This is a genomic window from Micromonospora sp. NPDC023633 (assembly GCF_040640035.1).
Lineage (GTDB): Bacteria > Actinomycetota > Actinomycetes > Mycobacteriales > Micromonosporaceae > Micromonospora.
This window is the reverse complement of record NZ_JBFABB010000039.1, coordinates 34,813-56,132: the sequence shown is the minus strand read 5'-3', so window position 1 is coordinate 56,132 and position 21,320 is coordinate 34,813. Positions and strand designations below refer to the sequence as shown.

General features: G+C 70.0%; 13 protein-coding genes. 9 read left to right on the top strand and 4 right to left on the bottom strand.

The window, feature by feature from the left end:
- Nucleotides 1-259 precede the first annotated feature (259 nt).
- The 4 genes from AB0G13_RS14750 (at nt 260) to AB0G13_RS14735 (ending at nt 3,409) form a co-directional block, all read left to right on the top strand.
- The gene (locus AB0G13_RS14750; protein WP_357873913.1) at nt 260-829 is read left to right on the top strand and encodes a GNAT family protein; all 570 of its coding nucleotides are present in this window, start codon (nt 260-262) and stop codon (nt 827-829) included.
- Nucleotides 830-1,388: 559 nt separating this feature from the next.
- The gene (locus AB0G13_RS14745) at nt 1,389-1,721 is read left to right on the top strand and encodes a PadR family transcriptional regulator (RefSeq protein ID WP_280840951.1); all 333 of its coding nucleotides are present in this window, start codon (nt 1,389-1,391) and stop codon (nt 1,719-1,721) included.
- Nucleotides 1,718-2,776, top strand: coding sequence for a hypothetical protein (locus AB0G13_RS14740; RefSeq protein ID WP_357873910.1), 1,059 nt, complete (start codon nt 1,718-1,720; stop codon nt 2,774-2,776). Before AB0G13_RS14745 ends, AB0G13_RS14740 begins: the two co-directional genes overlap by 4 nt.
- A 174-nt stretch (nt 2,777-2,950) precedes the next feature.
- Nucleotides 2,951-3,409, top strand: a complete 459-nt coding sequence (locus AB0G13_RS14735; protein WP_357873908.1) for a hypothetical protein — start codon at nt 2,951-2,953, stop codon at nt 3,407-3,409.
- Between the two features lie 159 nt (nt 3,410-3,568).
- Here AB0G13_RS14735 and AB0G13_RS14730 read toward each other — a convergent pair whose 3' ends face one another.
- Nucleotides 3,569-4,051, bottom strand: a complete 483-nt coding sequence (locus tag AB0G13_RS14730; RefSeq protein ID WP_357873905.1) for a hypothetical protein — start codon at nt 4,049-4,051, stop codon at nt 3,569-3,571.
- A gap of 126 nt (nt 4,052-4,177) precedes the next feature.
- Nucleotides 4,178-4,495 (bottom strand): hypothetical protein, encoded by a 318-nt coding sequence (locus AB0G13_RS14725; protein ID WP_357873902.1) that lies wholly within the window; start codon nt 4,493-4,495, stop codon nt 4,178-4,180.
- Between the two features lie 1,344 nt (nt 4,496-5,839).
- Between AB0G13_RS14725 and AB0G13_RS14720 the strand changes: the two genes are divergently transcribed.
- From AB0G13_RS14720 to AB0G13_RS14710, 3 genes are all read left to right on the top strand, one after another.
- On the top strand, nt 5,840-6,388 hold the full coding sequence (locus tag AB0G13_RS14720) for a hypothetical protein (RefSeq protein WP_357873900.1): 549 nt from the start codon (nt 5,840-5,842) through the stop codon (nt 6,386-6,388).
- Between the two features lie 898 nt (nt 6,389-7,286).
- Nucleotides 7,287-11,936: a family 78 glycoside hydrolase catalytic domain gene (locus AB0G13_RS14715; protein WP_357873897.1), complete on the top strand. Its 4,650-nt coding sequence runs from the start codon at nt 7,287-7,289 to the stop codon at nt 11,934-11,936.
- 32 nt (nt 11,937-11,968) lie between these two features.
- The gene (locus tag AB0G13_RS14710) at nt 11,969-15,826 is read left to right on the top strand and encodes a family 78 glycoside hydrolase catalytic domain (protein WP_357873895.1); all 3,858 of its coding nucleotides are present in this window, start codon (nt 11,969-11,971) and stop codon (nt 15,824-15,826) included.
- Nucleotides 15,827-16,097: 271 nt separating this feature from the next.
- On the opposite strand, the gene AB0G13_RS14705 is transcribed toward AB0G13_RS14710, so the two are convergent.
- Nucleotides 16,098-18,161: a glycogen debranching N-terminal domain-containing protein gene (locus tag AB0G13_RS14705; protein WP_357873892.1), complete on the bottom strand. Its 2,064-nt coding sequence runs from the start codon at nt 18,159-18,161 to the stop codon at nt 16,098-16,100.
- Entirely contained in the window at nt 18,158-18,535 is a 378-nt protein-coding gene (locus AB0G13_RS14700) for an SCP2 sterol-binding domain-containing protein (RefSeq protein WP_357873889.1), read from the bottom strand. The genes AB0G13_RS14705 and AB0G13_RS14700 overlap by 4 nt, the downstream gene beginning before the upstream one ends.
- A 212-nt stretch (nt 18,536-18,747) precedes the next feature.
- On the opposite strand from AB0G13_RS14700, the gene AB0G13_RS14695 reads away from it, so the two are divergent.
- Nucleotides 18,748-19,125 (top strand): SCP2 sterol-binding domain-containing protein, encoded by a 378-nt coding sequence (locus AB0G13_RS14695; RefSeq protein WP_357873886.1) that lies wholly within the window; start codon nt 18,748-18,750, stop codon nt 19,123-19,125.
- Nucleotides 19,122-21,161, top strand: a complete 2,040-nt coding sequence (locus AB0G13_RS14690; protein ID WP_357873883.1) for a glycogen debranching N-terminal domain-containing protein — start codon at nt 19,122-19,124, stop codon at nt 21,159-21,161. Before AB0G13_RS14695 ends, AB0G13_RS14690 begins: the two co-directional genes overlap by 4 nt.
- Nucleotides 21,162-21,320 lie beyond the last annotated feature (159 nt).

The window sequence follows — 21,320 nt, the reverse complement described above, 5'->3', positions numbered from 1 at the left end:
GGAACGCCTCGATCGCCGGGTGGTTGAGGTCAGCGAGCAACGAATCCATGAAGCGAGCTTCCATGGTCTCGGCCACCGTCTGTCACCCGGGTGAGACGGGCACAACGCCCATCCGCTATTGCCGCCGTCCGTGCGCGGCAGCCAGCCTGGAGTCGTCGCGCTCAGTGGCGGGCAGCACCCCGAGCCGGCCAGCACCCGAAACTGCCGATGAGCGGTAACCCACTTATCGTTCCCCACGACCGACTGACAGGATGCCGGGATGGTGTCTAGCCCTTGGCCGATGCGCGTCGGTCTTCTCCATCTACGGGAAGCACGCGAGAGCGATATCGAGCGGCTGCTGTCCTTCCGCAACGATCCCGCAGTCAACCGGTTCATGCTCCGCACGAGTGTCGACCCGGGGACGTTCCGCCAGGAATGGCTGGCTGTGCCAACCAGTGATACCGATTTCTCCTGCGTTGCCGAGGTCGACGGGACTGTGGTCGCGATGGGCTTCCTCAATGTCGAAGACGGCATGGGCCAGCCTGGGATGCCGAAGCGTACAGAAGGGGTCATCGGATACATCGTCGAGCCCGGCTCCACGGGGAAGGGCGTGGCGAGTGATCTCGCCCGCGGCCTTCTCGCGGCGGCGTTCGACCGCCTGGGACTTCGGCGTGTCACCGCAAGCTGTAACGCCGACAATCCTGCCTCTGCGCGGGTGCTCCAGAAGGCAGGGATGCGGCGTGAGCAACACGGAATCGAGGACTCGTGGCATGCCGAGCTGGGCTGGGTCGACGGCTACCAGTACGCGATGCTCGCGCGCGAATGGCACGCCATGCACCGCCCAGATTGAACCCTGAACTGAAGTCTTCCAACGGGTCTCGCGATCCTGCCGAGCCGCTGCCCGCCTCCAACAGTGCGGCGCGACGTCCGCATCTCCCGCGAAGCGCTCGTGACCGAAGGTGACGTCGGCACCGGTCTGCGACGTCCGGACGTGCCGACGCGGTCGTTCGCTAGCTTCCGGCCCCGTTACGGATGATCGTCGGCGCTGCCCGTGAATCCTCTCCAGCTCCGCCGCCAAGGTCACTGCTTGCGACTGGTGGCAGCGGCCGAACCCGTTGCGGAGTCCGGGGCAGTAGGACCTGACCGCTGTATCCGGGACCCAGGACGATGGCCGCCCCGTTTGTGGGCGGGGCGCCGACGACGCTGCTCTCCACCGCCGGTATCGCAGGAGCGAAATCCGGCCCGCCCAGGTCTCCGGCGTCCGCCGCGTCACCGTCGCCCATGATCACTCCTTCTTGTCGTGTGCTCCGCGCGTGCCGGGGCCCGGTGAACCCGCCGGCGCCAGCTCGGCTTCCGAGCACACAGCATATCTTGCCTTCCACTATATTAGGTGGATGAGTTCTCGGGCGATGACGGAACCAGCCTTCTTCATCCTCACCGCGCTGCTCGACGCTCCGCGCCACGGCTACGGAATCGTCGCGGAGGTGGCGGAACTGTCGCGGGGCCGCGTGCAGCTGAAGATCGGCTCCTTGTACGGGGTCTTGGACCGACTCGTCGGTGATGGCCTGGTCGAACTGGACCGCGAGGAGGCATGGCAAGGACGGTTACGCCGGTACTACCGGTTGACCGAGCGGGGTCGCCATGCCCTCGACGCAGAGGCTCAACGGCTGGCCGCCAACGCACGCCTCGCCTCGACCCGGTTGCGCGAGCGGCGGAACCCGATCACGGGGACGCCGTCGTGAGCCGGCTGGAGGAGCGCTACCGGTTCGTTCTTCGGCTGCTGCCCGCCGACTACCGGCAGGAATGGGAAGACGACATGGTCGCCGCCTTCCTGGACAGCATGGACACCGGCGACTCCGAGACCACCGCGTATGTCACGGACTACGGCCGGCCGAGCCTGTCCGAGGTCGCCAGCATCGTGTCCCTCGCCGTTCGTTTGCGTCTCGGCGGGGCTGACGCGCCACCCCGCTCGTTCGCCTGGGGGCAAGCCGTGCGACTGGCGACCCTGATGGCGATGCTGGCCCACGCCGTCATGGTCACCGCCAGCATCGCCGTCACACTGTGGCTATCCGGGAAGATCGCCTGGTTGCCGGCTCCTGCACTGGAATGGCCACTCAGCCCGCCGTCGAACATCTGGCACACCGCGTGGAATCTCGCCGGCTACGCCTGGTTACCGGCCTACATCGCGCTTGTCCTCGGACACCGGCGCGTGGCCCAAGCGGTCGCCCTGCTCGCCATTGTGCCTCCGGCCATCACCACCGCCGTGGAACAAGCCACCGGTGACGTACCGCTGTCCGTGTCGCCCTGGGCGATGCTGCTCATCGACGTCTTCCTGCTACTCGCCATGGCGGCCTTCCACCACGGCGCCCCACCGGTGCCGCGCCGCCCTTGGCTCCTCGCGCTGCCGATCGGCATCCTCCTCGTCCCCGTGCCGCTGTTCACCATTCAGGCGACCACACCGGCGCTGAGGCTCCTGGACTGGCCGGGCTTGTCCTGCGCGGCGGTCACTTCCGCCATGGTGATCCACCTGACCGTTCGAGTATCCCGTCGTCCGTCTCGCACACTGCCATGGTCACTGGCGCTAACCCTGCTCGCCGTAACCACGCTCGCCCAGCGAACCGCAACCCTGCCCGACTACAGCGACCAGGCACAGCGCACAACACTCGCCACGATCGCTTCCGTGGAGGTTGTCGCCGTCCTAGCGGTAGGCGTACCGCTCGCCGTACTAGCCATCCGGGCACTGCGCCGACTTCCATCGATCCCCACCGTCGCCCCAAGACCCACCACACCGACGTAGGAACTCGCCCAACCTCGGCACCACCGGCTCGAGACGCAAGCCCCATCGGCCGCGCAGACCACAACGGAACGCACTGTCATGCCGCCGACAACGAGCGGACGCGCGCTCTCGAGGAGCGTAGTGGCCGCCTGCGCGCTGCAGATTCATCGGGCCGAGACTGGCTAGACTTATTCAGTGGTCGACTCCCGCGACGATGCCTCGAAGGACGGAGGGTTCGAACCCGTCTACGTCGAGCTGGATTGGTACGACGGGCCGCGAGGCGGCCTGGCTGACATCGGCGGAGTGCCGCACTACTTCCGGGCGCTTAACGACTACGCACGCCCCGGCAATCTCGACGACGAGCACTTCGTCTGGCCAGCCGGCCAAACCGCGCTGGCCTGGGAACGTGAACAGTGGGCCATCTTCGTCGAGTGGAACGGGCGCTACGAGGCTGGCACCGCCACGCCAGACAGCCACCCTGGCCACGGCGGTGTGAACATCCGCTACGACGAACTGACCAGGCTGCTCCAGCCACACCGCATGTTGCCGGCGGACGCCCGTCGGATGAAGGTCGAGTGGCGCTGGGACCCGCCGCCGCGACCGCGATACCACACCAACGGCCCTGGCTACCGCGCCAGCTGGCGCCCGGCGTAACAACGCCGCCTCCATGTTCGCGTGCACGGCCTCGACGTCCGACTCTGTCCTGTCATGCCGCCGATCGGGCGTTTCATAGCGTTATCGATAGCCGGCCAGAGGGACGGCTAGGTCATGCCGGTAAGCGCGTGTCCGTCAGCGCCGACCAGACCTTGGTTCCTAAGTTTCTGCTGAGCCAACCGGACCTGCTCTGGACAGTGTCGCGATGAGTTCGGCGGCGACACGCACGGAACCGTCGGCGTACGGCTCAGCCTTGATCTCGGCGTAGAGGGCCTCTATGGCTTTCAGCAGAGTGCCGCGGAGCTCCTCCAGAGGTGCTTCGCCGGTCGAGATGGAGACCACCACGTCCTCGTCGCGATCACAATTGGCCTCGATGTACACGGTCGGCTCCCGGGCGCCGGTCCGACGGTAGTACAGGAAGTACGGTCCGTCGAAGACGTACGAGAACGCCTCTGGTTCTCCGCCGCAGATGGTTTCGTACGCGGTCACGGCTGAGCTCAGCACGGACAGTGGGAGGTCGGTCCACCCGGCCTCCGGAAAGTCGATGCCGTGCAGGGTGAGCCAGACGGCCCCGGTGATCGTTCCGTCGACCGTCGTCGGGGCCCTGACGTTGGCGACATGCCACACCGCAACGTCGTTCATTGGCCGACAGCGTGCGGGTTAACTCATGAGCGGTCACTTTTGCATTCAACCTGCACATGCGGTACCGGCACGGCCAAGGTCACGTGTACGGATCTGCCGGCCGCGCGACTGCGGAGGCGGGAGCGGTCAGCACAGCGGTGATCGGTACAGCACTTCGACGTACCTGATCTCGTCGTGGACCACGTCGAGGATGAGGTAGCCCGGCCATGGCGCGTCAAGGCAAACGTTGCGGTGGCCATCGCCGTAGGCCCCAGCCGGCTTCGGCGCGGTGTGGAAGCTCTGGCAGAAGTCGTCCCCACAACCGCACGTCTGCACGACTCGCAGCCGCCCGACCTGCTCCGCCAGCCGTTTCTCACCTTCGGCCGCGAGCACCGCAGCGAGTTCGGCGGTAAAGACCGGCCACCTGGCAGAAAGCAACGGTGCGTGCGCCAGACGGTTCTCCACGAGGAGGCAAGCTACCTGTGCGATGCCCCGAGCACACACTCATTTGCCGCCGACCGCGCGTCTGTTAGCGATGGGGGACTCGTCGGGTTTACCCTCGCTACGGGAGGCAGCACCAGCAGGCGGCGGCCAGTGGCGGCGGACCGTGCGTTCGGACCTGCCAATCCGCGTGGCGATCTGCGCCGGATGTAGATCTGGGTGACGGCGATGCCAGTACGCCACCGCGTCGGCGGTGTTCGATGGCACCGCTTCCTCGTTATCGCCGACACCAACCTGCGGCTGCTTGCCCTCCGCGGAGTCGCCGTCAGGTTGGGATGTGGATGAGTGGCCGGCAGGACCGGTTGCGGGCGGTGCGGCAGGGTGCCGGCCGCCGATGGTCGGCTTGGTACCGCTACGGCGGCGCGCGCCGCCTTGGCCGCCCTCGGAACAGTCACCAGGTTCGGCAACGGTGCCCGGGTCAGCGAGCGTCGGTACTGCTCGCGCGCCGCTATCCGCCCGTATGCTGCCGCAGGCCTGCGCGTTCTGCACCACCGTGGAGGCCGACGGCACGGCGGAAGTGCGTGCCGGCGAGGCCGCAGGCGACAGCACCGGCTTAGGTTCCGCAGCGAGCTCCGCAACGGTGGCGGGGGAGGAGCGCCCGGCAGGAAGATGCGCGAACCATGGCACGGCTGCGGCGTTGCTGGGGACGCCACGGCGGGAATCGTCGGGTCGTGGGCACCCAGCGGCGTCCGGCACCGGGGCGTCCGTGAGGTGGGCTCCGCTTGCGGTGCGGAGACGGCCGGTGATCTCGACGAGGGGGCGGATCGATCCACGGCCACGTGTGCCCGCAAGCGAGATCGCCGGTGTAGGTGTCGATGACCTCCTGCCAGGCGCTGGATTGGTTGGTGACGGCGGTGCCAGCGCGCTGAACTGTGTCCTCAAGTCGCCACAGGTCGACGTCGACATGCCCCGGGTGGAGGCGGTAGCGGTCCCCGACGTGGTCGATGACGCTCAACCCAGACGCGGCGCGCACCGTGCGGCGCAGGTCGCTAAGGGTGGTGTAGAGCGTCCGGTGAGGGTGTGGGCAGGCAGGCCCGGCCAGATGGCGTCGACCAGTTGCCGGCTGGTCGCCCCGTGACGGTGAACAGCGAGAAGCACAAGTGCCTGCACAGCGGCGCTGCGTCGGATGACCACCGGCTCGCCGTCGACTAGAAGCGTGGGTTGACCGAGGACGTGAAGGCCGATCCGCCGCCCCGCCGTCCACACGGTGCTCTCCGAGTCGCGCGGCTGGCGCGGTATCCGAGGCCGCGCAGGCGCGATAGACACCTCCACTGACCGTGCGTGCCTGGTGGATGGGGGCGGGTATGCGTGACCGATTACGCCGAGCAGGTCGGTGGCCGCGAACAGGTCGAGTACGCACAGCCGGGGCCCTGCCGTCGAGGGCCGGTGGGGATCGTGAGTGTGGCCCGCCGCGTCGACCCGCCAGGTGACACCCCCCGACCAGACGCCGAGAACAACGACCCTCCCAGCGGTGAAGGCCGCCGTGAGCTCGTCCGAGAAGCCGACGGCAAGCGAAGGTTCGATGATCAGTACTGGTGGTGTGAGGACACCGAGTGGTTGGTCGTCATGGCGCTGCCGCTGGTGCTCTGGCGCAGGTGGCGCCGGGTGGCGAACGGAGGTGTCCAATACGGCGAGCGCGTCGTCGACGGTGGCTGCCACGTGAAGGCCAGGCAGGTCAGCCCCTGGCAGATCGACGGTGCCGAGCAGCATGCGCAGGGCCGTACGGGTGATGACCAGCGGCGGCAGGCCTGGAGGATGACGCAGACCGGCCAGCAGGACGGTGACCAGGATCCCCCTACCAGCGGCGAGGGCACCGGCCACAGTCAAACACGAAGATCAAATTCGCGTAACCCGTGAATCACTGTCAGTCACCACCGCCGGAAGATGCCTTGCCGGGCTTATCCGGCTGTAAGTAATGACTCCTACAGATATCGGCAGGTCTTTTTGAACGTGCCCAGCCGGGGGACCCTCGGTCGCCCGGCCCCGGTATGACTTCCTGCCCCTGTTGTTCGGCGGACGCGGCCCCGACGACGGGCCGGGCCACAGCCGCCGCGACTCAACCTCGCGATGTCGTGCGATCCGCGGCTCCGGACGCCGATCGGTCGATCGGCTTTGTGGCCGGGTCCGGCCACGAAGGACGTCTTCACACAAGGAACATCAGCACGTAGCCTGACTGAAACGATTCATCACGGCGCGGAGGCAGGCGTGGCACCTCACACTCCCGGATCCCAGCCGCCTGCCGAAGGTCGATCTTCGGTGATCGTGGCGCCTGCGACCGTCGCCGCCACAGTCCTCGCCGGCGCCCCACCGGCGCTGCCCCAGCCAGGACACGCCCCGGAAGCGCCGGCCGCGCTGACGGTCGACGACCTGAGCCGCCGTGATCGACGTAGCACCGCCCGCCGCCGGGCTCGACCACGCGGCCGGCACCGTGCCCACCCAGCGCGGCCCGGTCCGCCTCGACTGGGGGCACACCAGCGCTCGCCTGCAGGTCGACCTCGACATGCTGGTCAACGTCATCGCCATGGTCGCCCTGCCGGTCACCGACGCCACCTCCTACCGGGCGGCCGGCCCCAGCAAGACCACCTCCTCGGAATCGAGGACGGCCCCGCCGTGTTCGAGGGGGACTCTGGGCGGTCCAGCTTCCACCCGGTCGCCGACACCGCCGCCCAACCCCGCTGATCCTGGTTCCGGCCACCCACCGGCCGGACGCCGCCCACGACATCGGTGCGGACCGCCGCACAGAAGGGTGAGAACCATGAAGCTCACTGCGCGGCGCCGACCCGTGCTCGCCACGGCTCTCGCGCTGATCCTCGGGCTGACGCCGACGGCGGTGACGGCGGGCCCGGCGGCCGCCGCCGAGCTGGAGGCCGCACAGCTCGCGGCGGTCGGGCTGACCACCGAACGGGCGACCGATCCGATCGGACTGGACCTGGCGCGGCCCCGCCTCGGCTGGCGGATAGAGTCCGCCGACCGGGGCGTGATCCAGGAGTCCTACCAGGTACGGGTCGCCACCAGCCCGGCCAACCTCGACGACGCCGACATCTGGGACAGCGGCCGCGTCAGGACGCGGCAGAGCACCCTCGTTCCCTACGCCGGCCCGGCGCTGCAACCGCGCACCCGCTACGCCTGGCAGGTCCGGGTGTGGGACACCGCGGGCCGTACCTCCGGGTGGAGCGCCCCCGCCGCCTGGGAGACCGGCGTGCGGAACGCCGACGACTGGCAGGGCGACTGGATCGGGCTGCCTCCGCCCACCGAGACCTGGACCAACTACACGGTGCAGACCACCGTGCGCGTGGAACGGGAGTCGGCCGGGATCTTCCTGCGCGCCCACGGTACGGCCAACGCCTACATGTGGCAGTTCTCCATCACCGGCGGAACCGCGAAACTGCGCCCGCACGTACGCCTCGACGGCGCCTGGAGTCTGCTCAAGGAGGTGCCGCTCAGCGCGGTCGTGCCGGCCGACAAGCTGACGGCCCCACACACCCTGCGCATCACCGCCGCCGGTGACACCCTCACCACCTGGGTCGACGGCACCCAGGTCGACGTCACCCGCAACGCCGCCCTGGCCGGCGGCTCGGTCGGCCTGCGCACCAGCGGAACGGAGACCGGAGTCTTCTCCGAATTCTCCGTGACCCGCGGCGGCGACTCCCTCTTCACCGCCCCGCTGACCGACGGCGAGAACCCGTTCGGCGGCGGCACCCCCACGGCGGGTGGCCTACGGGTCACCGGCAACACCGAGGCCATGCTCACCGCGCTGGACGCCAAACCGTTGCTGCGCCGGGGCTTCCGCGTTGACGGGGAGGTCGCACGCGCCCGGATCTACGCCACCGCGCTCGGCGTCTACGAGTTGTCGCTCAACGGCCAGCGGGTCGGCGACCACGAGTTGGCGCCCGGCTGGACCGACTACCGCAAGCGGGTGCAGTACCAGGCGTACGACGTGACCCGCCAGTTGCGCCCGGGCGACAACGCCGTCGGGGCGATGCTCGGCGACGGCTGGTACTCCGGCACCATTGCCTCCTTCGGCAGCAACCACTACGGGTCCCGGCCGCACCTGAGCGCGCAGCTGATCATCGACTACACCGACGGGCGCACCGAGACCATCCGCACCGACGGCTCGTGGCGCGCCACGCCCGGTCCCTTCCTGCAGAGCGACCTGATTCACGGCGAGACCTACGACGCGCGGCGGCTGCCGGCCAACTGGGACGCACCCGGCTACGACGACTCCGGCTGGTCACCCGCCACCGTCGACGACCCGGCAGGCGCCGGTCCGATCGTCGCCCAGGTCGACCCGCCCGTGCGGGTGGTGCAGGAGATGCCGACCCGGGCACTGACCCAGCCCACCCCCGGCACCTGGATCTTCGATCTCGGCCAGAACATGGTGGGCAAGGTGCGGCTGAAGGCCGATGGGCCGGCCGGCACCACGGTACGCATCCGACACGCCGAGGTGCTCAACCCCGACGGCACCGCCTACACCGCGAACCTCCGCTCGGCCAAGGCCACCGATCACTACACCCTCCGCGGCGGCGGAGACGAGGTCTACGAGCCGACCTTCACCTTCCACGGCTTCCGCTACGTCGAGCTGACCGGCTTCCCGGGCACCCCCGACCAGTCCACCATCACCGGCCTGGTCATGCACACCGATGGGCAACTCACCAGCGAGTTCGAGACCTCCAACGCGATGGTCAACCAGTTGCACAGCAACATCACCTGGGGCCAGCGCGGCAACTTCCTGTCCATCCCCACCGACACCCCCGCCCGCGACGAGCGGCTCGGCTGGACCGGCGACATCAACGTCTTCGCCGAGACCGCGACGTTCAACATGGACAGCCTGACGTTCCTGACCAAGTGGCTGCAGGACCTGCGAGACGCGCAGTCGGCAAACGGGGCATACCCGGACGTCGCGCCGCGCGCCTGCTGCGGCGACGGCGCGACCGGATGGGCCGACGGCGGCATCACCGTCCCGTACACACTCTGGCAGCGCTACGGGGACACCCGGGTCATCGAGGAACACTACGCGTCGATGGTGCGGTACGCGTCCTGGCTGCAGAGCACCAGCTCGGGCAACCGGCGCACCAACGCCGGCCCGTACCTCGACTGGCTCAACCTCGACGACCCGACGCCCGCCGGCGTCATCGGCACCGCCTACTACGCGCACAGCCTCCGGCTGCTGGGCGAGATGGCCGCCGCCATCGGCAAGGACGCCGACGCGGCCCGCTACGCGGCGCTGGCCAGGGACATCGCCCGAGCCTTCGTCGACACGTACGTCGCGGCCGACGGCACCGTCCAGGGCGACAGCCAGACCGGGTACGTGCTGGCCATCGGCATGAACCTGCTGCCCGAGCCACTGCGCGCCAAGGCCGGCGACCGGCTCGTCGCCAACGTACGCCGGCACGACTGGCACCTGTCCACCGGCTTCCTCGGCACCCCGGGCCTGCTGCCCGCGCTGAGCGACACCGGACACCTGGACGTCGCCTACCGGCTGCTGCTCAACGACACCTACCCGTCCTGGGGCTACGAGATCGGCAAGGGCGCCACCACGGTCTGGGAACGCTGGAACTCGATCATGCCGGACGGCAGCTTCGGCGACGTGTCGATGAACTCGTTCAACCACTACGCCTACGGGGCGGTGGGGGACTGGATGTACCGGACCGTCGCCGGCATCCAACCCGACTCCGGCAACCCCGGCTACACCCACCTCACCTTCGCGCCGAAGCCGGGCGGCGGCCTCACCTCAGCCCGGGCGTCGTACCGCTCGGCGCAGGGGGTCATCGGCAGCGACTGGAACCTCGACGCCCACGGCGACCTGCGGTTGCGCCTCACCGTCCCGGGAAACACCACCGCGACCCTGCGCATCCCGACGCCCGGCCGGCACGCGGTCACCGAGGGCGGCCGACCGGCGGACGAAGCCGACGGCGTGCGGTTCGTCCGGATGGACGGCACGGTCGCCGTCTACGAGATCGGATCCGGCTTCTACTCCTTCGCCGTCGACCGGGTGCTGGGCGACCTCGGCGACGCCGCCGACGCGGTGCGGACGCTGACGGCGCTGACCGGCGAGCTCGCGGACGACCTCGGCCGACCGGTGGTCGAGCACCTGCGTGCCCAGCTCCGGAAACTCGCCGACGAGACCAGCGCGGCGCGGACGGCGCACCTGGCCGGCGACGGCGGCAACGCCGCCACCGACGTGCACCGGGCCCTGGCCACCGCCGCCAATCTGGACCGCTGGCTGCGTACCCAGGTCACCGCGTCCCGGGTCACCGCCGCCAGCGCCGAACGGTTCACCACCCTGCTCGCCCGGGTCGACCAGCGGCTCTCCGCGGCGTCCTCGACCCTGGTCGGCGCAGTGGTCAAGCTCAACCTGCCGGTCGGCGAGCGGCTGCCCGGCGACGTCGTACCCGCCACCGTCGTCGTCACCAACGGCGGCACCACACCGCTGACCGGGGTGACCTCCACCCTGCGCGCACCCGACGGCTGGACGATGACACCCGTCGGCGACCAGGGCACCACCGTCGCCCCCGGCACCACGGTGAGCCACCGCTACGACCTGCGGATCCCCGCCGGGCAGCCGCCAGCGGCCCAGCCCGTCGACGGGTCCGCCAGCTACCGCCACCAGGGCGGCACCTCGACCCTGCCCGTCGCGGGCACGATCACCACCGCGCCGGCGGTCGTCGTCGTGTCGGCCTCCGCGACCCCGACCGCCGTGGCACCCGGCGCCGCGACGACCGTCACCGCCGTGCTGCGCAACCGGGCCACCGTCCGCGTCACCGGACGGCTCACCCCCACCGCGCCGGACGGCTGGCCCGCGGTCCCGGCGACCGCCGGGTACGACCTTGCCCCCGGCGCGGAGACCACCGTGTCGACCGTCCTCACCGCGCCCGTCACGGTGACCGAAGGGCCGGCGCAGGTCACCCTCGCCACCGGCGACACGGAAGCCGAACGTCGCACGCTCGCGGTCCCGGTCCGGTTCACCAACCCGCCGCCGGGCGCATACGACCACGTCGACATTGGTGAACCGGCCTCCGAGCAGGCACACCACCTCGCCGCCTCGACCCACTCGGGCACCAACACCGAGGCCGGGCTGACCCGCCGCTACACCAACGTCAGCCATCCCGGCGGCTGGTTCGAGTTCGACCTGGCCGTCGCGCCCGGCGAACCGTTCGTGCTGCGTGCCGTCGAAACGTACGACCAGGCGCAGGTGAAGGACTACGAGGTCGTCGTCGACGGGGTGGTGGCCCACGTCCGGTCCTGGCGGCGCACCGAGGCAGGCGCCGGCACGGTCAGCTACCAGTTCGTCGTCGACCTGCCGGACGCGACCCGCGACGGCGTGGTGCGGGTGCGCTTCCGCGACACCGGGGAGGGCTACGACCCGTCCATCGCCGACGTCTGGTCCGCGCCTCTGCCGGCCTGACCTCCCACACCACCGCATCGAGGAGCCCGCCCATGACGCAGACACCACCGCCTGCCCCGCCACAAGGGACGGAAGTCAGCCGCCGGTCTCTGCTCGGCTGGGGCGTCGCCGGCGCGGGAGCGGCCGCGCTAGGCGCGACCTCCGCCGCCCCGGCCGCGGCGGCCGCCGCCCCGGCCCCCGAAACCGGCGCCGGTCCGCTCGCGGTCGGCCGCCTGCGCACCGAGTACGCCGACCAGCTCCTCGGCACCGACGTCGCCGAGCCCCGCTTCTCCTGGACCGGTACCGCCCGCGGACACGGCGCCACGCAAAGCGCGTACCGGGTGCTGGTGGCCAGCAGCCCGGACCGGCTCACCCCGGAGGCGGCCGACGTCTGGGACTCCGGCCGGGTGGCTTCGGCGCGATCCGTCGGCGTGCCGTATGCCGGCCCGCGCCTGGCCCCGCGTACCCGCTACCACTGGTCGGTGCGGCTGTGGGACGGCGCGGGCCGGAAGACCGGGTGGAGCACGCCGACCTGGTTCGAGACCGGCCTGCTCGACGAGGGCTTCGGCGCGGCCCGCTGGGTCGGCGCGCAGCCGGAGGTTCGGCAGGCTCCGCTGGACTTCGCTGGCGCCTCCTGGATCTGGTCTCCGGGAGCCACCGCCGGCAACGCGCCAACCGGCACGCGCTGGTTCCGGGGCCGGCTCGCGATTGCCGAAGGCGTCGAGATCGCGGCCGCGCACCTCGTCGTCACCGCCGACGACGACTACACCGCCTACCTAGAGGGGCGGCAGGTGCTGAACGCCCCGCAGCAGACCGACGGCTGGAAGAGCGCCGAGCTGGCCGACGTCACCGAACTCGCCCGTGCCGCCGTCGGTGGCACCCTCACCCTGGCCGCAGCGGCCACCAACCGGCCCGGCCCCTCGGTCAACCCGGCCGGCCTGCTGGCCAAGCTGGTGGTGACGACCACCACCGGCGAGCGGCTCCTGCTGGTCACCGACGGCAGCTGGCGCAGCACCGACACCGATCACCCCGGCTGGCAGGAGGCCGGGCACGACGACACCGGCTGGGCGAATGTGGCCGTGCTGGCCCCGTACGGGCAGGGACCGTGGGGTGGCAACGTCACCGTGCCCCAGCCGCAGGACCTCGACCTGGCCGGCGCGTCGTGGGTGTGGGGTCCGGGGGCGACGGTGAACAACGCGCCGATCGGCCCGCGCTGGTTCCGCGGTCGGCTGACCCTGCCTGCCGGGCTCGACGTGACCTCCGCCCGGCTGATCATGAGCGCCGACGACGACTTCACCGCCTACCTCGCCGGGCAGCTCACCCTGTCGGCACCCCAGCAGGCCGACGGCTGGCGTACCGCCCGGGTCGCGGACGTCACCGACGTGGCCCGGCAGGCCGTCGACGGCGACTTGGTGCTGGCCGCGATCGCCACCAACCGCGGTGGCGCATCGGTCAATCCCGGCGGCCTCATCGCGAAGCTCGTCGTGCGCACCGGGGACAGCCGGGAGCTGGTACTGGTCACCGACGCCGGCTGGCGGACCACCGGCACCGCCCAGTCGGGTTGGGAGCAGCCGGGGCACGACGACTCCGCGTGGTCGCCGGTGGTGGTGCTCGCCCCGTACGGGCAGGGACCGTGGGGCAGCGGCATCGAACCACCGGTGCAGGAGTGGCCTGCTCCGCTGCTGCGCCGCGCGTTCCGGCTGACCAAACCGGTGGCCGGCGCCCGGCTGTACGCCAGCGGGCTCGCCTACCAGGTGCTGCACCTCAACGGTAAGCGGGTCGGCACTGCGGTGCTGGACCCGGGGTTCACCGACTACGACGACACCGTCCTGTACGTGACGCACGACGTCACCGATCTGCTCGCCGAGGGGCAGAACGTCCTCGGGGCCGAGCTGGGGCGCGGCTTCTACGGCATGACCACCCGCAACGTGTGGCGCTGGCACCAGGTGCCCTGGCACGGCGAGCCCCGGCTGCTCGCCCGCCTCGTCGTGGAGCACCCGGACGGGTCGCGTACCGAGATCGTCAGCGACGACGCCTGGCGGATCACCTCCGGCCCCACCCTGTCCAACTCGCTGTACGCGGGGGAGACCTACGACGCTCGGCGGGAGCCGGCGGGCTGGTCGACGCCCGGGTTCGACGACTCAGGCTGGGCCCGGGCGAGCGTCCTGGCCGCCCCGGCCGGCACGCTGCGCGCCCAGGAGCACGAGCCCATCCGGGTGGTCGAGTCCGTCGCCCCGGCCCGGCTCACCTCGCCGCGCGGTGGCGTCTGGGTGGCCGACTTCGCTCGGACCACCGCCGGCTGGGTCCAGCTGCGCGTCAACGCCCCGGCCGGCACCACCATTCGCCTCCTGTACGGCGAGAAGCTGCGCGCTGACGGCACCGTCGAGGCGTCCACCGGGCACGTGCAGGGCGGCCGGTTCCAGCAGGACGAGTTCATCGCCCGGGGCGACGGCGAACAGGTGTGGGAGCCACGCTTCTCGTACAAGGGCTTCCGGTACGTCCAGCTCGACGGGCTGCCCGGCGTGGCCAGCACGGAGACCGTGACCATGCGGGTGGTGCACTCCGATGTCCGCGACGTGGGCGAATTCCGGTGCAGCGAACCGCTGTTCGAGCAGTTCGAGCAGATGATGCGCCGGACGGTGCGGAACAACCTGCACGGCATCCCCACCGACACCCCGATGTACGAGAAGAACGGTTGGACCGGCGACGCGCAGGTGGCCGCGCCCACCATGGCCGGCCTGCTCGACCTGTCCCGGTTCTTCACCAAGTGGCTCGGCGACCTGCGCGACAGCCAGGTCTCGTCAGGCCAGGTGCCGGTGATCGTGCCCAGCGGAGGCTGGGGCTACCAGGACCTCGCGCCGGCGCCGGAGTGGACGACCGTCTACCCGTTCCTGCTGCGCGAGATGCACCGTTGGTACGGCGACGACCGGCTGCTGCGGCAGCACTGGCAGCCAGTGGTCGACTATCTGGAGTGGGAGCTGGGTCGGCTGCGTGACGGGCTGGCCGTGACCGCGCTCGGGGATTACCTGTCGCCGGGGACCGGCGGCAACCCGCCCGAGGACACCCGGCTCACCGCCACCGCGTATCTGCACCGGGCGTTGGTGGCCACCGCCGAGGTCGGCGAGCTGACCGGCCAGGGCACGCAGGCCGCCCGGTTCCGTACCGCTGCCGCGGGGTTGCGGGACCGGCTCAACGAGACGTTCCTGGACCGCTCGCGCGGGCTGTACCGCACCGATCGTGACCCCGGCTACCGGCAGACGTCCAACGCGGTGCCGTTGGCGTTCGGCCTGGTGCCCGACGACCTCGTCGGTGCGGTGGTGGACAACCTGGTGGCCGACATCCGCGAGCGGGGCTGGCACCTCAACACCGGCTGCCTCGGCACCAGCGTCCTGCTGCCGGTGCTGACCGCGCACGGCCACGCCGACGTGGCGGCCAGGGTGGCGAGGCAGCGAACCTATCCGAGCTGGGGCTACTGGGTGGAGAACGACGCCGACACCATGTGGGAGATGTGGCCGACGTCGACGCGCTCGCGCCAGCACTACTTCCACGGCACCGTCGTGCAGTGGCTCTACGAGCACGTGGCCGGCCTGCGCCCGGTCGCCGACGGCTGGGGGAGCATCGTGGTGCGGCCGGACGCTCGCGCCGAGGTGTCCGCCGCGTCGGCGGCGGTGGGCACGGTGCGCGGCCGGGCGTCGTCGGCCTGGCGGCTTCAGGACGGCGAGTTCGAGCTGACCGTGCAGGTGCCGGTGGGCGCCACCGCCGAGGTGCACGTGCCCGCAGCGCGGGCCGAGGACGTCGAGGCGTCGCCCGCCGGGCTGGTGACCGCCCGGCGGATGGAGCCCGGCTACCTCGTGCACACCGTCGGATCGGGCACCTGGCGGTTCGTCAGCAGCTCCGCGGCGACCGTCTGACGCCGTCGACGTCGCCGGCCGCGCGGGACAGTGCGGGCCGGCGCCGTCGCGCCTGCCCTTCCGCGGCCGAGTTCAGCGCCGGTTTCGTCGCTGCTGGTCGGCCCGCCCGTAGCTTCCAGCGAAAAAACAACTCCAGGCATCATGATCGCCGACGTTCTCCCGGCGGTCTGACCCGAAAAACAACGGGTCGCGGTGCCTTGTTAGCGATACGTCGACCGGCGGGAGGACGTCGCCGTGCCGCCGCTGGACCCGGTGCGCGACGTCGCCTGGCTCAGCTGCCGACCGCGTTCGCCTCCGGGGATCTCACGCTGCCGATGGCGTCGACGCGGCCCCACCGTCCGGGAATGTCGAGCAGTTCGATCCGACCGAACCGTTCGGGCAGTGCCGGCGCGACCACCAGATCATCGCCGTACGGCTCAAGGCCGAGCAGCGTGCGCACCAGCAGCAGGGAAGCCCCGGTGGCCAGGGCCTGTGGGCTGTTCGCCGCGGGATACTGGACGGGGTGCCGGGTCAACTCGCGGTCGTAGCCGCCGAATGCCTCCGGAAGGCGCCCCTGGAAATACCGGGACGCGTCGATGATCCCCTCGGCGATGCGTCCGGCTTCCTGGTGGAATCCGTAGCGGCGCAGCCCCCAGGCGATGAACGAGTTGTCGAACGGCCAGACGGTGCCGACGTGGTAGCCGAGTGGGTTGTAGCGTCCCTCCGCCTGCGCGAGAGTGCGTACGCCCCACCCGGAGAACAGGCGGGGGCCGAGCAGGTGTTCGGCGATCTTCGGTGCCCGGGACTCCTCGACGATGCCGCTCCACAACAGGTGGCCGATGTTCGAGGACAGCGCGTCGACCTGACGGCCGTCGCCGTCGAGGGCAAGCGCGTAGTACTCCCCGTCGGAGATCCAGAAGTCGCGGTTGAAGCGTTCCTTGAGCTCGGCCGCTTCTCTTTCCAGACGGTCGGCGTACGCGGGGTCGTGCCAGAACTCACGGGCCAACCGCGCACCACGAACCTTGGCGTCGTAGGCGTAACCCTGCAGCTCACAGGTCGCCCGGGGCAGACCGGGCAACCGCCCGTCCCGGAACGAAATCGAGTTCGTGGTTTCCTTCCAGCACTGGTTCTCCAGCCCGGTCCGCTCGTTGCGGCGCTGGTACCAGACGTAACCGTCGCCCATGATGTCGCCGTACTCGTCGATCCAGTGCAGCGCCGCGCGCGCCTCGTCCTCGAATTCGCGCACCACCGCGGCGTCCCCCGTCCACCGCTCGTACTCGTCGAGCAGGATGACGAAGAGCGGGGTGCTGTCGGCGGCACCGAAGTACGGCCCCTGCGGGCGTTCCTCGAACGCGACCATCTCGCCGTAGCGGAACTCGCGCAGGATCTTGCCCGGCTCCTCGTCCCGGAAGTCGTCGAGCACGCTGCCCTGGTCGAGACCGAGCATCCGCAGGGTGTTGACGGCCAGATCCGGCGTGAACGGCAAGACCTGCAAACTAGTGAGGATGGGGTCGCGGCCGGTGAGGGTGGCGTCCCACGGCAGGCCCGCGGCGGGCAGCGGCTCGGTCGGTAGCGTCAGCGGCGAGAACCGCAGAGCGGCAAGGTCGACCAGGGCGCGCCGGTACGTCCGCTCCAGTGGCTTCCAGTCGCAACTCAGCTGCGGAGCCCTGTCGAGCCACTGCCGCAGGTCGTCCTGGAGCCCTGCCGTGTCGCGTTGCCGGCAACGGGGAGAGAGGCGTTCTCGAATGTCCTGACCGTCGGGGCGCAGCACCAGCCCCCGGACGTGCAGCGTGGTGATCCACTGCCCATGGGGTTCGATCCGGATGTGGTAGGTCAGCCCCTGTTCGTCGACCTGCGCCGGCTCGGTCGTGGAGATCTGGGTCTCGCGGTGATACTTCTCCCGCTCATAGCCGAGGTGCAGGCGTCCGTTCTCGACGCGTTGGTAGAGCCGGCCGCACGGCGGGTGTTCACGTTCGACCATGTGCAGCGAGCTGAAGTCAGCGTCGGCGTCCACCCGGACGGTGAACTCGGCCCACTCCTCGGAATGGTTGAGTACCGTCAACCGCTCCTCGAAGCTGCCGGCCACCGTCCGTTCCCGGATCACCGAGACCTTGGCGTCCACGTAGTGCGTCGGAGCCCCCGGCACGAGGAAGAACCGCACCTCGAAGTATGACGGGTCGTCCATCGCCAGCGTGCTCACCCGTTCGCCGTTGATGGTCAGCCGCCACAGCGAAAGGAACCGGGTGTCGAACGAGAAATAGCCGGCCGGGACGCCGGGCTTCGCCACTATGTCGCCACTGCCGTCGCTCAACACGAAGATGTTGCCGTCCAGGATTCTGACGAGATCGGTCTTCATCCCCGCCTCCCCCGGTCGCCGACGACAGCCCGCGGGTGACGCGCGCCGGGCGGCGGCGCGAAGAGCCGCTCCAGCAGGAGGATGAGCCGGAACTGCCCTTCGAACGTGATGTCGTTTCTCAGCCACGCCGGGAGCGGTTTGGCCTCGCCGCGCGCCATCCGCTCAAAGAAGGAGTCGTCGGAGCGGATGGCGGTGTCGGCTGCGCGGTTCTGCTGTGACACCTTGACAATGCCGCCGCGGATCTCCACGAACCAGTGGTCGACTTCGTGGTCGCGCTCGATGTCGAAGCGTATGGTGCCGTTCGTCTTCTTCAGCAGGCGTTCGTGGCCGTGTCGTTCGAGCGTCTCGAAGAACCTCCTGGTCGCCTCCGACATGACACCACCCCCGTAGAAATTCCCCGGACCATGAGCAGCGTCATTCGCACCAGGGTGGGTCGACCTCACCCGGAACGGATGAACCTGGACTGCGACCGCGAGCGGCGCGGGGAAATTCACCCGATCCGGGTGATGCGGCAGCGCCTCGCTCCCGGGCAGGGTGGTACGCGGCTCATCCTGGCTCGGCACGCATCGGCGGGAGGGAGGTGGACGTGTCGAATCCCACCACGAGCTTCTTCCAAGCGCTCGCCCGTCGCGGCCACGAAACCGCCCTCGAGGAGGTCGTCGCGACCATACGGTTCGACCTCACGCACGAGAAGGGCGTCGACCGCTGGTTCATGGTGATCGAACGGGGCGACGTCCGCGTTTCTCGGGATGGGGGCGAGGCCGACTTTGTCATCCACAGCAGCCGTGCCACCTTCGACCGGATCATAGGTGGCCAGTCACAGTTGTACCCGGCGTGGTTGCGCAACGAAATCAGAACGGAGGGTGATGTCCGGCTGTTTCGCATCGCTTCTCGCCTCATACCGGCGGCACCCGGAGCCCATCACCCTCGGGATTTCGGCCGCGAGCGGAGACGTGCGGCATGAGCGACGGCCTCGTCCGGCTGCTGGACGGCAACACGTTCGTGGTCAGCGAGGAGACGGGCGACATCGACGCGTCCCCCACCTTCCCAACCGGTTTCTTCTCGTTCGACACCCGATTCCTGTCGAAATGGATCCTGTCCATCAACGACGAGCGGGTCAACGCGCTCACCGTCGAGGAGGTCGCGTTCTTCGAGAGCCGCATGGTGGTCGTCCCCGTCCTCCCCACTCCGCTCGTCGACGTCGGTGTCTCGGCCATTCGCGACCGCTCCATCGGCGGGGGCTTCACCGAGCGGCTGACGGTGATCAACCATGAGTCAAAGCCCGTCGAGCTGCGGATTCGGATCGACGTCGACAGCGACTTCGCCGACCTCTTCGAGATCAAGGACGTGCGGAACAAGCGGGGGACGTACTACACCCGGATCGATGGCGGGTGCCTACGTCTCGGCTATCAGCGGGAGGCGTTCTGCCGGGAGACCCTGGTCTCGTCCACTGTGCCGGCCCGGATCGACGAGCAGGGGCTGACATACCACGTTCGACTCGAACCGCACGGTCAGTGGATCACCGACCTGCACGTGCAGGCGCTGGGTCTGGGCGGGCGCGACCTTCGGGAGAGCCTGGAGGGCAGGCCCGGTCGAGCCCGAGCGCAGATACGGCAGGACCTGGCCGGCTGGCTCGCGGAGGCACCCCGCCTCACCTGCGACTCCCCCACGCTGGCGATGACCTACCGGCGCAGCCTGGCTGACCTCTCCGCGCTGCGTTTCGCGCCGCTGGGTGCCGGCGAACATGCCATCCCCGCCGCCGGCCTGCCGTGGTTCATGGCGATCTTCGGCCGGGACAGCATCCTCACCAGCATCCAGGCACTGCCGTTCGTGCCCGACCTCGCCGCCACGACGCTACGCATGCTCGCCCTGCGGCAGGGGGCCGTCCTGGACGACTTCCGTGAGGAGGAGCCCGGGAAGATTCTCCACGAGATGCGGTACGGGGAGACGACCGGATTCGAGGAGCAGCCGCACTCGCCGTACTTCGGTAGCGCCGACTCGACGCCTCTCTTCGTCATCCTGCTCGACGAGTACGAGCGGTGGACCGGCGATGTCGCCCTGGTCCGGTTTCTCGAACGTGCCGCGAGAGCCGCCCTGCACTGGATCGACGAGTACGGCGACATCATGGGCGACGGTTACGTCTGGTACCAGCGCCGCAACGAGCGGACCGGGCTGGAGAACCAGTGCTGGAAGGATTCCTGGGACTCGATCTCGTTCCGGGACGGGCGGCTGCCCGGTCTGCCCCGGGCGACCTGTGAGCTGCAGGGCTACGCGTACGACGCCAAGGTTCGTGGTGCGCGGTTGGCCCGTGAGTTCTGGCACGACCCCGCGTACGCCGACCGTCTGGAACGGGAGGCGGCCGAGCTCAAGGAACGCTTCAACCGCGACTTCTGGATCTCCGACGGGGAGTACTACGCGCTTGCCCTCGACGGCGACGGCCGTCAGGTCGACGCGCTGTCCTCGAACATCGGCCACCTGTTGTGGAGCGGCATCGTCGAGGAGTCCCGGGCACCGAAGATCGCCGAACACCTGCTCGGCCCCCAACTGTTCTCCGGGTGGGGGGTGCGGACGCTCGGCACCGGCGAGGGACGCTACAACCCGATCGGCTACCACGTCGGCACCGTCTGGCCGTTCGACAACTCGTTCATCGCCTGGGGGCTGCGCCGCTACGGATACCACCAGGAAGCCGGACGCATCGCCGAGGGGATCATCGACGCCGCGGAACACTTCGACGGGCGGCTGCCCGAGGCGTTTGGCGGGTACGAGCGGACGCTGACCAGGTACCCCGTGCTGTATCCCACGGCGTGCAGCCCGCAGGCCTGGTCGACCGGCACCCCGCTGTTGCTGCTGCGGACCATGCTCGGCATGGAGCCACGCGGCGAGCATCTGGTGGCCAGACCGGCCGTGCCTTCGAGCATGGGCCGGATCGAACTGCTCGACATCCCCGGACGGTGGGGCAGGGCGGGTGCTCTCGGACGCACCCACCCGGAGCGACGCTGACCCGGCAGGACTCGGTGAGCGACGACGGCGGCGGCAGAGCTGCGGCCGTCTCCAGCCCTCGTCGGTGGTGCGCACGTCGTCCTCAAGCGGCGGATGGCCCCAGTCGGGGTTCCCAGGGGAGAACCGCTCGTGCAGATCGGCGGTCTCGGCGTACACCTC